This window comes from Microcoleus sp. B6-A1, assembly GCF_036705085.1.
Lineage (GTDB): Bacteria > Cyanobacteriota > Cyanobacteriia > Cyanobacteriales > Microcoleaceae > Microcoleus.
The window spans coordinates 1-13,883 of sequence record NZ_JAUBTU010000140.1 but is presented as its reverse complement, the minus strand read 5'-3'; the positions used below and the strand labels follow the sequence as shown (position 1 = coordinate 13,883).

At 46.5% G+C, this 13,883-nt stretch carries 12 protein-coding genes and 1 pseudogene; 3 read left to right on the top strand and 10 right to left on the bottom strand.

The window, feature by feature from the left end; all coding sequences use genetic code 11:
• The first annotated feature begins 189 nt into the window (after positions 1-189).
• Positions 190-510 (top strand): DUF2834 domain-containing protein, encoded by a 321-nt coding sequence (locus QUB11_RS29795; RefSeq protein ID WP_333392470.1) that lies wholly within the window; start codon positions 190-192, stop codon positions 508-510.
• A 190-nt stretch (positions 511-700) separates the two neighbouring features.
• On the opposite strand, the gene QUB11_RS29790 is transcribed toward QUB11_RS29795, so the two are convergent.
• A complete protein-coding gene (locus tag QUB11_RS29790; RefSeq protein ID WP_333392469.1) occupies positions 701-1,933 on the bottom strand; it encodes a methionine gamma-lyase family protein in 1,233 nt (410 codons plus the stop codon).
• An 80-nt stretch (positions 1,934-2,013) separates the two neighbouring features.
• Here QUB11_RS29790 and QUB11_RS29785 point away from each other — a divergent pair, with 80 nt between their 5' ends.
• Both QUB11_RS29785 and QUB11_RS29780 read left to right on the top strand, forming a co-directional pair.
• On the top strand, positions 2,014-2,826 hold the full coding sequence (locus QUB11_RS29785) for an acyl-CoA desaturase (RefSeq protein ID WP_333392467.1): 813 nt from the start codon (positions 2,014-2,016) through the stop codon (positions 2,824-2,826).
• Positions 2,827-3,183: 357 nt separating this feature from the next.
• On the top strand, positions 3,184-3,999 hold the full coding sequence (locus QUB11_RS29780; protein ID WP_333313356.1) for a fatty acid desaturase: 816 nt from the start codon (positions 3,184-3,186) through the stop codon (positions 3,997-3,999).
• A gap of 83 nt (positions 4,000-4,082) precedes the next feature.
• Here the strand turns inward: QUB11_RS29780 and QUB11_RS29775 are convergent, their stop codons facing one another.
• From QUB11_RS29775 to QUB11_RS29735, 9 genes and pseudogenes are all read right to left on the bottom strand, one after another.
• Positions 4,083-4,928 carry an ABC transporter permease gene (locus QUB11_RS29775; RefSeq protein WP_333392466.1) on the bottom strand — a complete coding sequence of 282 codons (846 nt, stop codon included), beginning with the start codon at positions 4,926-4,928 and terminating at the stop codon, positions 4,083-4,085.
• A 137-nt stretch (positions 4,929-5,065) separates the two neighbouring features.
• Positions 5,066-5,977, bottom strand: coding sequence for an ABC transporter permease (locus QUB11_RS29770; RefSeq protein WP_333392464.1), 912 nt, complete (start codon positions 5,975-5,977; stop codon positions 5,066-5,068).
• 142 nt (positions 5,978-6,119) lie between these two features.
• Positions 6,120-7,250, bottom strand: a complete 1,131-nt coding sequence (locus QUB11_RS29765; RefSeq protein ID WP_333392462.1) for a spermidine/putrescine ABC transporter substrate-binding protein — start codon at positions 7,248-7,250, stop codon at positions 6,120-6,122.
• Between the two features lie 226 nt (positions 7,251-7,476).
• Complete coding sequence (locus QUB11_RS29760) at positions 7,477-8,607, bottom strand: ABC transporter ATP-binding protein (RefSeq protein WP_333206920.1); 1,131 nt, start codon at positions 8,605-8,607, stop codon at positions 7,477-7,479.
• 258 nt (positions 8,608-8,865) lie between these two features.
• Positions 8,866-9,552, bottom strand: coding sequence for a DUF4340 domain-containing protein (locus QUB11_RS29755; RefSeq protein ID WP_333206921.1), 687 nt, complete (start codon positions 9,550-9,552; stop codon positions 8,866-8,868).
• Between the two features lie 127 nt (positions 9,553-9,679).
• Positions 9,680-11,746, bottom strand: a complete 2,067-nt coding sequence (locus tag QUB11_RS29750) for a Gldg family protein (protein WP_333206922.1) — start codon at positions 11,744-11,746, stop codon at positions 9,680-9,682.
• A gap of 44 nt (positions 11,747-11,790) precedes the next feature.
• Positions 11,791-12,693 (bottom strand): Rpn family recombination-promoting nuclease/putative transposase, encoded by a 903-nt coding sequence (locus tag QUB11_RS29745; protein ID WP_333206923.1) that lies wholly within the window; start codon positions 12,691-12,693, stop codon positions 11,791-11,793.
• 115 nt (positions 12,694-12,808) lie between these two features.
• Complete coding sequence (locus QUB11_RS29740) at positions 12,809-13,600, bottom strand: ABC transporter permease (protein ID WP_333206924.1); 792 nt, start codon at positions 13,598-13,600, stop codon at positions 12,809-12,811.
• 49 nt (positions 13,601-13,649) lie between these two features.
• A pseudogene (locus tag QUB11_RS29735) lies at positions 13,650-13,883 on the bottom strand (hypothetical protein); the annotation flags it as partial.

The following is a 13,883-nucleotide window of genomic DNA, read 5'->3' as shown; positions in this document are numbered from 1 at the left end:
AGGCTCGCGAATTAAATAACTTACAATTTTAATTGTTATTGTGGGATGGGCGTCCCGCCCGTCCAAAAAGGACGGGCGGGACGCCCATCCCACTTTCAAGAGTGGAAGTTATTTAATTCTCATTCCTAAGCAATGCTGAGTAAACTCCCAAATACAGCGATTTTTAATTAACAAAGTGGAGGTTTGAAAATGTTGAAAATTGCCTACTTAATTTTCTGTATTCTAGGCACTGCTTTGCCCTACTCCCAGTTTGTCCCGTTTCTTTTAGAAGAAGGGTTGAATATTAAGGCTTTCTTCGGTGAGTTGTTTGCCAATCAAATTTCCGGTTTTTTCGGCATGGATGTAATAGTGTCATCCCTGGTTTTTGGTACTTTTGTATTTAGCGAAGGTTCGCGTCTAAAAATGAAAAACTTGTGGATTTATATTGTCAGTAACTTACTGGTGGGTGTTTCCCTGGGCTTGCCTTTATTTCTCCTAATGCGGCAGCGCAAACTTGAAGAAACACCTTGAGAGTTTTGTAGTTGTTGGGTTTTGCTTTCGCTAAACCCAACCTACACAATCTGAAAACCCAACATCAGCGTCAATCTGCGTGCATCTGCGGTTAAAAATCCTCAGATTATTGCAAAAAATCTACTCTTTAATTCAAAACTCAGGGAAGAACAAGGAGTGCCCCTATCCCAAGAGGCACCGCCCCTACAACTTACTTAGCCGGGCCCACAGCCTCGATCGCATCCTCCAGGGCGATGGATACATGAGTCCAATGAGTCCCCCCCTGACAAAAAGCCACGTAAGGCTCCCGCAGAGGCCCGTCAGCCGAAAACTCCGACGTACTCCCATCAATAAAAGTACCCCCAGCCATCACTAACTGACTTTCATACCCGTGCATCGGAGCCGGCACGGGATCTAAATAGGAACCGACGGGGGAATTTCGCTGAACCGCGCGACAAAAAGCAATTAACTTATCAGCAGAACCGAATTCGATCGCCTGAATCACATCTCGTCTTCTAGCCAAAGGCATAGGATTCACTCGATAACCCAACTTATAAAAAACATAAGCCGTCAAATGATTTCCCTTCATCGCCTCCCCCACACAACCGGGAGCCATAAACAAACCCTGAAACAGCAACCGATTCAAATCAAAAGTCGCCCCGCCGCTGCTGCCGATTCCCGGTGCCGTCAAGCGACAAGTTGCAGCCTCCACCAAATCAGCCCTCCCGGCCACGTAACCGCCCGCAGGGACGATCGTACCCCCCGGATTTTTGATTAAAGAACCAGCCATCAGATCCGCACCCACAGCAGTAGGTTCGCAATCCTCGACAAACTCCCCGTAACAATTATCAACAAAGCAAATTGTGTTAGGATTCTGATGTTTGACTACCGCGACGATTTTTTTAATCTCAGAAATAGACAAACTCGACCGCCAAGAATAGCCGCAAGAGCGCTGGATAAAAACCAGGCGAGTCTTTGCTGAAATAGTAGAGATCAATGCCTGCCAATCCAAACTTCCTTCGCGAGTTAGAGGCAACTCACGGTAACTAATGCCAAACTCGATCAGTGAACCTTGACCTTGCCCCCGCAAGCCGATCACTTCTTCTAAAGTATCGTAGGGAGAACCAGCCACTGCCAACATTTCGTCACCAGGACGCAGGATGCCAAAAAGAGCACAGGCGATCGCGTGAGTACCCGAAACAAACTGTACCCGGACAGCCGCAGCCTGGGCCCCTACCACTTCGGCAAACACCCCGTCCAAAGTCTCCCGACCCAAATCATCGTGGCCGTAACCCGTAACCCCTGCAAAATGGTGGACTCCAACCCGGTGGCTGCGAAAAGCTTTTAAGACTCGTTGAAGATTTTGCTTGACTGTAGTGTCAATACCAGAAAAAATCTGAAAGAGTGCCTGTTCTGCTTCCTGTAGCCGTGAAACGCTATTCATCTATACCTCGCTCACCCTTTGCGTGCGCGCTGTTCATTATGGCGTAGATGCGGCCCCTAGTTTGTAAACATAATATATTCATGACGATTGCAACTTCCAAAAAAACTTCTCCTGATTGGCCTGTCGTAGGCTTTATGGCCTTTCTGCACATCGGTGCTTTATTTGCTTTGCTGCCGGGTAATTTTAGCTGGTCTGCGGTCGGGCTAGCAGTATTCCTGCATTGGGTAACAGGTGGTTTAGGAATTACTCTCGGATTTCACCGCCTCGTCACCCACCGCAGTTTTCAAACACCGAAATGGCTAGAGTATTTTCTAGTTATTTGCGGTACGCTTTCCTGTGAAGGTGGCCCGATCGACTGGGTAGGAATGCACCGGTTACACCACATACATTCCGACACCGAAACAGATCCCCACGATTCCAATCAAGGCTTCTGGTGGAGCCATATGGGTTGGATGCTCTCGGATCTCCCGATCAGAGTTGAAATCCCCCGCTTTACTAAAGACATCGGCGACGACCCAGTATACAAGTTTCTCCAAGCATATTTTATCCCCATCCAAGTTGTCTTCGGTGTGTTGCTTTATTTATTAGGCGGCTGGTCTTTCGTGGTTTGGGGCGTGTTTCTGCGGATCGTGGTGGTGTTCCACTGCACTTGGCTGGTTAACAGCGCTACCCACAAATTCGGCTACCGCACCTACGAGTCGGGCGATCGCTCGACCAACTGCTGGTGGGTTGCCCTGCTCACCTACGGCGAAGGCTGGCACAATAACCACCACGCCTTTCAATACTCGGCTCGCCACGGTCTCCAATGGTGGGAAATCGACTTCACCTGGATGACAATTCAACTGCTGCAAGCACTTGGTTTGGCAACCAAAGTGAAATTAGCAGAAAAATAGCTCGGCAATTAGTCATTGGTTGTAGGTCATCTGTTCTGGACTAATGGCTCCTGACCAATGGCTAATCCTGTTTTTTGCGATCGGTATAGGTTGGGTTGAACACTGATCGAGTCTTCGGGTGCGATCGACCCAACCAAAACCAGAATCAGTTATAATATAATTGGGAACAAAAAATTTTGTTTTGCAGCCAAATTTTTTATTTTCAAAATACAACCGTAAATCTTTTTCAATCCTAATCCCAAATCTATCATTGATTCTTTATTAGTTTGGGCAAGTGTGCAGCAAAAAAGTTCACTGCTCAATCCCAACTATTATGCGTGAATCTAGCTCGGCATCTCATCAGAAATCAAAAAGAGAATGACAATTGCAACGCAAGAAAAACTCCAATACAATTGGAAGCACGTTATTAGTTTAGCAGGACTTCATATCGGCGCTTTGTTCGCACTGCTACCAAGTAACTTCAATTGGACAGCAGTTGGTTTAACAGTATTTATGCACTGGATAACCGGCGGTTTGGGAATAACTCTCGGATGGCATCGCCTGCTCACCCACCGCAGTTTTCAGACACCAAAATTCGTAGAATACTTTCTAGCATTTTGCGGAGCCCTTGCCTGTCAAGGAGGAATAATTGATTGGGTTGGGCTGCACCGATTGCACCACACCCACTCTGACCAAAATGCGATCGACCCTCACAATGCCCAAAAGGGTTTTTGGTGGAGTCACATCGGCTGGATGCTATATAAAGGTCCAGCTCACGCTGAAATTTCCCGCTGCACAAAAGACATTTCGAGCGATCCATTTTACCAATTTTTGCAAAACTACTTTCTCCCGATGCAAATCGTCTTTGGCGTCTTGCTTTACTTAGCAGCAGGCTGGCCGTTTGTAGTTTGGGTAATTTTTGCCCGCTTAGTTTTGGTGTATCACTGCACCTGGTTTGTTAACAGCGCCACTCACAAATTTGGCTACCGCACTTACGAAACAAAGGATAGTTCTACTAACTGTTGGTGGGTGGCTGTCCTGACTTACGGCGAAGGCTGGCACAACAACCACCACGCTTTTCAATACTCTGCGCGTCACGGCATGGAATGGTGGGAAATTGACTTCACTTGGATGACAATTCAAGTCTTGGAAGCACTAGGTTTGGCTACTAAGGTGAAATTACCAGCCAAGTAGCAGCATAGGGCATGGGGCATGGGGCATTGGTAACAACTCACAAATAACCAACTGCCCACTGTCAACTGCCAACTGCCAACTGCCTAATGAGCCCGTTTTTGCTCGCCCCGGCCGCGCAAATATTCCGCTAAAAACGCCAATCCTCCCGAACCTACTATCAACAGCACGCTCAAAGCATTAATATCAGGTTTTACCCCAGTCCGAATCCGGCTAAAAATTTCCATCGGCAGAGTTGTAGTCCCGCTACCTGCGGTAAAACTCGCAATCAAAAAATCGTCCATGCTGAGGACAAAAGAAAGCAGACAACCCGAAACAATTCCGGGTATTAATTGAGGGAGCAAAACCTGAATAAAAGCTTCAACAGGCGTTGCACCCAAATCCAAGGCAGCCTCTTCTAAATACGGGTTTAAATCGGCCAATCTAGTAGAAACAGCTAGGGCGATGTAAGCCAGACAAAACACAATGTGAGCTGCGACAATTGTCCACAAACTCAGAGGAATAGCCAGCGCCGCTAAAAATACCAAAGTAGCAACCGCAGTGGCAATATCTGGAATAATAATCGGCAAGTAGGAGACTCCCTGATATAAACTCTTGCCTGGAAAGCGGTAGCGGGCTAAACCAACCGCCATCAAAGTGCCGAGTACAGCCGAGATTGCAACTGCACAAACAGCCACTGTTAAACTGTTTCTCAGGGCAACTAAAATCCGCGTATCGCTAAATAATTTAACGTACCAATCTAAAGTAAATCCTTCCCAACCTGCGCTAAAACGCGATTTGTTAAAGCTGTAAAATGTGAGTACCAGGATAGGCAGGTACATATAAAAAAACATCAAAACGGCAAATATTACCTGCCAAGAAACCTTAAATTTAGGTTTTAAGTACATATCGGGTTGTATTTCCTCCTGTGGATTTTCGGGGGTATTTTCCATTTCTCGGTAATCGGTAATTGGTAATTAATTGGTAATTGGTAATTGGTAATCGGTTGTTGTCAGTTGTTATTTGTGAGTAGCTACCAATAACCAGTAACCAATAACTAATGACTAATAACTACTGACTAATGACTTCTTTAAATTGCATTACGATCGCCATATTTGAGCAAAAGGGCAATTCCGATACTCACTGCAAAGATTAATACCATACTCAGAGCCGAACCCAGCCCCCAATTTTGAGTCGCCCCCAAAAACTGATTGTAAATCAAACGAGCCGCCGTCATGCTCGAAGCTCCACCGAGCAACTCCGGATCGACAAAATCGCCCAAACTGCTAATAAATACTAGCAAAGAACCCGCAGCAATTCCCGGCATCGTCTGAGGTACTGTCACTTTCCAGAAAGTTTCCACTGGATTCGCGCCCAAATCCTGAGATGCTTCTAGCAACCTGCGGTCTAACTTTTCCAAAGATGCGTAGAGAATTGTCACGATATAAGGCAAATAACTGTAAGCCATGCCGATTAAAACTGCGGAACTTTGATTGAGCAATTCCAGAGGAGGAATGCCTACAAGTGCCAGCAGCGAGTTGAGAACCCCCGTAGGACGCAGAATGGTAATCCAAGCATACGATCGCAACAGCGAAGAAGTCCACAGCGGCAACACAAAGCCTAACAAAGTTAAATTCCGCCACTTTTTCGAGACATTGAGGGCGATCCAGTAAGCGACGGGAAATCCCAGCAGCAAACACAGAATAGTAGTCCCCGTTGCGAAAAAGAGCGATCGACCTATCACCTGTAAATTCAGCGGCTCAAACACTCGCAGGTAATTGCCGATTCCCGAAGGATTCACCAAGTCTCCCGGCTTAATATTCGGCACCAAACTAAGCTGAAAAATCACCAGAGTTGGTATGACTAATAATAAAAGCAGCAACAAGCCAGAAGGGCCCAGCAATGCCAGTGGCCCAGCCCACGCCGACCACGGGGAAACAGTTTCAGCCTTCAAAGAAGAATTGGGAGGAATAGGAGGGGGAGTTCTAGTTGAAACAGCCATAAATAATTGTTTTGAGTTTTGAGTTGTAATTTGTAGGGGCGGGTTTCACCTACAATCATCGCCTAAAATAAACAATCTCATAAACCCGCCCCCACCCCACGGTAAATCGAAATGTACATGAAATTTCTGGCAATAAATAAGATTAGCCGCTGGTTAATTGAGTCCAATAGCGATCGTACACGTCTATAAATTTTCCTACCGGAGCAACACCTTCGCAATTTTTCAAAGTAGCCTCAGAAGGGAAAAGAATTTCATTTTCGCGCACTTCCGGCGTCAGCAAACTAAAAGCATCTTCCGAAGGAGTTGAGAAACTGAGCCGTTCTACCAAAGAAGCAGCGACATCGGCTTGCAGCATAAAGTTAATCCACTTATAAGCTGCTTCTGGATTGGGAGCACCTTTAGGAATTACTAAAGTGTCAGTCCACAGAGAAGAACCGCTTTTTGGCACAACATAGCGCAATTTGTCATTATCTGGAATTACCTCATTAGCATCAGAAGAATAACACATAGCTACCTTCAAATCCCCCGTCAGCATTTGCGGCCGCCAAGCATCAGTGGTAAAAGATGCGATCGCCGGTTTGAGTTCAACCAACTTTTCGTAAGCTTGTTTCACTTGGTCTGGGTTCGTAGAATTGAGAGAATAGCCCAACATCCGCAGCGCAGCACCCATCACTTCTCGAACATCATTTGCCAGCGTCATTCGCCTTGCTAACTCCTGTTTGTGCTGCCACAAATAGTCCCAATCTTCTGGCTCTTCTTTGAGTTGTTCGCTGTTGTAAATTAAGCCTGTGGTTCCCCAACTCAAAGGGACGCTGTAGCGGTTTCCTGGGTCATATACGGGGTTTTGGAACTGTTTTTTTAGCCGATCGAGTCCGCCCAAAATCGAGTGGTCTAATGGGGTCAACAGCCCCAGTTCCGTCATCTGAATCACCATGTAGTCAGACGGGTAAATGATGCTGTAGGCGCGGCCACCGCCAGCTTGAACCCTAGCCAGCATCGCCTCATTGGAGTCAAATACGTCTGCAACCACGCGAATGCCGGTTTTTTCGGCAAAGCGATCGAGCAAAGCGTTATCGGTATAGCCTGCCCAAGTATAGATGAAAAGTTGGTCGGCATCACCTTGGACGGGAGGAGCAGATTGCACGTCTGCAAGCCGCCAGCCACAACTCGAAACAGCTAAACCGGAAATTGTCGCCGCCGAATTTTTTAGGAACTGACGGCGTGTAGAATTAGCCGGGAAAATCCTGGAAATTGGTAAGTTAGTCGGAGGCACAGTTCGATTTTAGATTTTAGATTTTAGATTTTAGATTGGGGAATTGGGGATGGGGAAATTGGATTTTAGATTGGGGAATTTGTAATCAGGAATAATTGGTAAGGGGGAAATTCTCCCCTTCTCTTCCTTGTTCCTTTTTCTTTCTTCCTTTTTGTTGACATCCGTTACATCCGTTACATCCGTTACAGAATCCGTTGCCGAACTTCCTTCTTCCTTCGTTTCCCAATTATCCTCGATCGGTCAAAGCGAGACAATCAGTAGTTCCCCAGTAAGCGTAAATCGGCGTGTGCGGGTCTGGGAAAGAACCGCCGGTATTTGGTTGGCGCACAGTAATTTTATCGCCCGACGACAACTCAACGACGTAATGAACGTGCGTGCCCATGTACATAGTATTTTTGAGCCGTCCTTCAAAACAGTTGACGGACACTTCCGGCTGGTAGAGATTCAAATATACTTTTTCCGGCCGAACGCTGACCACAACAGAGTCGCCTGTGACACCACTCCACATATCCGACTGCTGAACGACTATTTTCAGATTGGCTGAGGTGCGAACTGTGATAGTCGATCGGTCGATCGATTCTACCGTACCCGCAAACAAATTCGTATCGCCAATAAAATCCGCCACAAAAGCCGTCTGCGGACACTCATAAATTTCTTCAGGAGAGCCAATTTGCTCAATCCTGCCCTCGTGCATCACCGCAATCCGGTCAGACAGACTCATCGCCTCTTCTTGGTCGTGAGTCACCATCACAAAAGTCAAACCCAATTCTTGATGCAAATTCGACAGTTCCAACTGCATCTGCTTCCGCAACTTCAAATCCAGAGCACCCAGGGGTTCGTCCAACAGCAGAACAGCCGGTCGATTTACCAGAGCTCTCGCCAAAGCCACCCGCTGCTGCTGGCCGCCCGACATTTGACCGGGAAACCTGTTGGCGAAAGATTCCATTTTCACCAATTGCAAAACTTCCCGTACCCGTTCTTCAATTTCTGCTTTCCCCAGCTTTTTGATCCGCAATCCAAAAGCGATATTGTCCCAGACATTCATGTGTCCGAACAAAGCATAGCTTTGAAACACAGTATTTACCGGACGGCGGTAAGCTGGAGTGTTGGTCATCGACTGGCCGCGAATCATCAATTCGCCCGCCGAGGGAGTCTCGAACCCAGCGATTAAGCGCAGCGTCGTAGTCTTGCCGCAGCCACTGGGCCCGAGGATGCTAAAAAATTCTCCTTGGCGGATGTTGAGGTCAACTCCACGGACTGCGGTTTCGCCGTTAAATACCTTAAAGACCTTGCGGAGTTCAACGTCAAGCGCTGTATCCGTTGCTGTCGTACCTTGGTTGAGTGCTGTCTGAAACATATTCGCCCTTTCCTGGGGGTAATGCACGCCACTTAAATACAGTTTAAGTTTAGACTTTTCTGTATTTTAGGTGAGGAATGTTGGATGTAACAGGTTTTGGGATTTGTTCTTTAAATTCTATCCCAGAGCGCACCATTGTCAGCAACAGGCAAGATGCCTGTTCCACAAGAAGAAAATTCACTCTTTGTGGAACAGGCATCTTGCCTGTTCATAAAAGGCTTATTGAGAATGGTACAACATCTCAGATCGATCGGCCATCTATTGATTCTCAGGACTTGGCGTGGGAGAGGGTTTTTGCGGTTTCTCTGTTTTGGGTGCTTCTGCTTTTTTCCACTCTGACAAAGGTCGCTGAGTGGCATTTTTAAAGTCAAAAGGCACTAGCAGCACGGGCAAATTTTGGGCGGAATTTTGAGGGGGCGCTTCCGGCGGATTGGCTTGAGCGTACAAGAAGCGGCCGCTAAAGTCTGTTTTGCCTAAAACTAGGCGGTGAGTTTCCTGGTTGTCCAGTTTTACTGTGACTGTAGCTTGGGGTTGGTCGAGACCGAATTCTGGCAGTTGAGCTGCAGTAATATTAATTGTGCGATCGCTCTTTCCTGTTGCTAGCCTGTCTAGCAAAAAATCCACTGATGCCTGACTCGCGTGTGCTTGCACTGGCAATTTCATTTCCCAGCTAGACTTGCCTCCTTTTGTAGCATAAACTCGCTCAAAAGTCAATATTTTTTCGGGAGTTTTGACTGTAAAGAATTGTACGCGATCGGAGTTAAAAGCAAAAATTTTCTGTTTTTCTTCCTTAGCGGCTTCCTGTTTAGGAGATATTTGCATCTCGAACAAAGCAACCAACCCAGTCATGCTCAACGCGACGGCTATCAATACTAATGTATTTTTCTGCAATTTCATAGTAACTGGGAATTGGGCATTGGGAATTGGGCATTGGGCATTGGGCATTGGGCATTGGGCATTGGGAATTGGGGAGTTTGTTATTAATAACAACTGACAACTGTCAACTGTCAACTGACAACTGTCAACTGACAACTGTCAACTGACAACTGTCAACTGTCAACTGACAACTAACTTATCTTCTCTTCCACCAGATAGCGCCGCCAATTCCCAGTCCGAGTAAAGGCCACATTAGCCAAGCTAAAACCAGCAATCCTACTTGGATGGCCGTCATGTTAATGCGGCGGTTGGTAGCTTTTTTCGGACTGATAGAAAAGCTTTGCTGGTCTGGTTTACTCAACCAACTCACTGAATTGAGAAACACGTCGCTATTAAGTTGTTGGTCAAACCAACCGTTAGTCACAAATTGAGATGTGCCAATTACTACCATTCGGGATGTTTTTCTAGAAGCTGAAGGCACAGAAGGAGTTGCGGTTGGACTCGGAGATGCTGTGGGAGATGCTGTGGGAGATGCTGTGGGTGTTGGCGAAGTCGTTGGTAATGCTGGAGGCGTTGCTTCTTGCGAGACAATCACCGAATAGCTGATTGGGGAAGCTGTTGGCGAAGTTGTCGGTGATGGCGAAGTTGTCGGTGATGGTGAATCTGTCGGCGATGGGGAAGTTGTCGGCGATGGGGAAGTTGTCGGTGATGGTGAAGTTGTCGGTGATGGTGAAGTTGTCGGTGATGGTGAAGTTGTTGGCGATGGTGAATCTGTCGGCGATGGTGAATCTATCGGCGATGGGGAATCTATCGGCGATGGGGAAGTTGTCGGCGATGGTGAATCTGTCGGCGATGGTGAATCTGTCGGTGATGGTGAATCTGTCGGTGATGGTGAATCTGTCGGTGATGGTGATGTTGTCGGTGATGCTTGGGGTGAAGGCGAGGGCGAAGTTGGTGTTGGTGAAGGTGAGGGCTTTAAGGGAGTGCTGTCAGTGGACGATCGAACTAAAGCTACACCTAATAATAGCGGGCCTTGTCGATCGGTCTTTTGATCAAACTCCAATTTCCTCGTCGTCAAATCGCTTTCCGCCCAACTTTCTTGACTCGTCCAAATCAGCGGTTTTTCCTCTATCCCTTCTACTGGCGAGGTTTCCAAAGCACGCGCAAACGGATAGAAAGAAATACCGGTGCCAAAACTTTGAGTAATCGGATGTTCGCCGTAGCGCCTGACTGTGGGAACCGTGGGGCCCAGGCCAAATCTTTGACCAGTGCCCGAAGCATCGATGGCTAAACGGGTGTCTAGTTTGACGCCCCATTCTTGTAGCATTTTGTCCAATCCCGTATCAATTGCCGGGTCTACCATTAACAATAAACTGCCGCCGCGATCGAGATAAGCTTTTAGTGCTTTAATTTCTGTATCGGAAAACGGTTTGTCCTGCCCCGGAACGATTAAAGCATCTGCATCTTCTGGCACTTCTTTTCGTTCGGTCAAATTCAGCGTTTGGGCGTTGTAGTATTTATCTTTCAGAGCTTTTTCAGCTTGCTGAATTCCGCCTTGACCTTCCTTTATCGGGCGGGCTCCTTTGCCTTGCAAAAAGTAAACTGTAGCAACGCGAGTGCTCAGGATTTCTTCTAAGCCATTGGTAAGTTTTATCTCTGAAAGCCCTTGATTTGGGTCGCTACCAAAAGCAGTGCCACCTTTTTGCAGTACCTGTTTTTTGTCGCCAGATTGCAGGTAAACTTCTCCGATGCTAGTAATGCTAAATTCCCGCGCTTTTCCCGGTTGGGTCTGCGGGTCAACAAACTCGAATTGGAATTTTTCGCCTCCCTCGCGTTTGTAGCTTTGCAGCAATTCTTTAATTTGGGGGTTTTGGATGGGGTCAAATACCCAAACTTTGACTGTTTGTTGCAAATTTCGCAGTATTTGTTGAGTCTGCGGGGCGAGGGTAAATTGTTGGCTTTCGGTTAAGTCGATGCGGACGGGATAGCGAACTGCTATGAAGTTAATTACTCCGAGAATCACAAAGACGGCGAGGGTGGCAATCAGGGCGTTAGTGCTGGCTTGAGTGGAACGCTGCCCCCAAAAGCTTTGTTCGTAACTCAAATATAGCAGCCAAAGTGCGATCGTCACTGCTCCGGCAATAACTAAACCGACTGTCAGCGGGTCCCATACTCCAGATACAAGTGCTGCTGTTACCCCCGCTGCGATGAGGAGGGGGCCCAGCAAAAAAACGTATTTCCAATTTGTTTTGCTAATTTTCATAAGGTAAATATTGCGTGACAAAATTCCGCTTCGAGGATGTTATTCTATATCGCATTAGCCTGCAACCAGGCTGTTAAATCTGACGGATGGTTGAAATCGATCACGGCATCTCCTAGTGCTTCTAATTCCTCTATGCCTAATTGACGGATGCAGTTTTCAGTTTCTGGTTGTATTGTGCCTAAGCGCTTCACTAGCTGACGCAATATTAACGATAGTTGAGCAGTTTTTGTCACCTGTTCTCTTGCTACATCTATGGCAATCTGCTGGTCTTGAATCCACAGTTCTTGCTTCTGCAATTCATTTAATTCTTCCTGAGTGAAATTTTCCTCGTTGGCAATTCTAAAAGCTTTCTGAATTTCGGGAACTGCCCTCAATGTTTCTGGTACTGTCTCCAGAGTGCTGGTATTTTCGAGAAAGTAAATCCATTGCTCTGCGGTTGTTTCTAATGCTGCTAATTCCTTGCTAAATTTTGGCAGTTCGATAAATACTAATTCTATTTCAGTATCGGGATAGTCAAACTGTTGCTCTTTTTCTTGAAAAACAAAGCGCGACATAAATTCTGGCTGATTTTCAAACATTTCAAAGTCGGCAATTTTTAAGGAAATTACTTTTTTTAGTCTTTCGTAGCGTTCTTTTCCTGTTAATTGCTGGCTGTAGCTTTTGGCAGCGTTGTACAAAACTCTATTGCCGAAGGAAGGCACGTTGAGGAATTGAATTTCAACTAGGGCGATTCGGCCGCCGTTAATTGTGGCTTTGACATCTAGGTGTGTGTCTTGGGTTGCGAGAGTTTGAGGTTCTGGTTGGGAGTCGATTATTTCTAAGTCTTCGATGACGGGCTGTGCTTCATAAAGGATGGCGTTTAAAAAATTAATCAGGATGTCTTTGCTGTCGCTGGAACCGAATATTTTTTTGAACGCAAAGTCGATCTTGGGATTGATAAATCTCATTGTTTGAGGTATTTTGTAGAATGATTCACAGGGAAAAAATAACCTTCCCTTTGCTCTTTACTTGTCTTTACTTCGGCAAAAATAACCTGCTCTGTCTCTGCCTTGCCTAATGTTTTTAAGAACGCTGATATCGCAAGGCATCGATGGATTGGGCGGTCAGAAATACTCCTAAAATGATGTAACTGGCAAACATAATTAAACTGCTGGTATCGAAAACTCCCTTGACAAGATTGGTGTAATTTGTTAGGAGCGACAAATGTCCTAATGCTGTTCCGAATGGGCCACCGATACTGACGGCGACTGCATCGATCACCCAGAGAAATAATACTAGAGCGAAGGTGAGGATGGCGGATAAAATTGTGCTGTCGGTGAGGGAGGAAATAAACATTCCGAGCGACAATACTCCTGCTGCTAGTAATATTAAGCCACCGTGTCCTAGCAGAAGAACTCCGGGGGGTACGGGTGGGGTTGAGGAACTGAGGGCGATCGCCTCGCAGAAAAGCAGAGGCAGTAACATTGTGGTATAAAATGTTAAAACTCCCAGGAGTTTGCCGGTAGCAACTGCCCAGTTTGTTAAGGGCGATGTGGCTAATAGTTCTAAGGTGCCGCGTTTGCGTTCTTCTGCGTAAAGTCCCATTGAGAGTGCGGGTAGTACGAACAAGGAAAGGGAACCCATGATTCGCAGGAAGAGTTGCAGGAATTCGTAGGCTACGTCGATGGGAGGTTCGGTAATTCCCATTTGGTCTCGCTGACCAATTTGGGGAATTAACCCGTCGGGGGCGAGGAGGATGGCTATCAAAAAGTAGCCGGTGATTAGCCAAAAGACTGCTGCGATGGCATAGGCTAATGGTGAGGCAAAATAGCTTTGTAGTTCTTTGCGGTAAATTGCGATAATATTACTAATCATTACTAACCTTTAGGAATCGGAAATGGGTAATTCGGCATTGGTAATTGGTTCATTCTGAGTCGCCTGCGGGTGGTGTTTCACTGCTGTCGCTATCCTGTTTTTTTCTTTCTATTTGTCGCTTTTTGGTAACAGGTGGCTGTTCTGGTAGAGAATCGCTACTCGGTTGTGGCTTTTTTTTAATTGGCCGATTTTTTACAACAGGTTGGGGTTCTGGCTCAGAAGGTTCGATCGACTCTACTGTTTCTACAATAAGTAGATTTTCGACAACCGGTTCTGGCTCAGA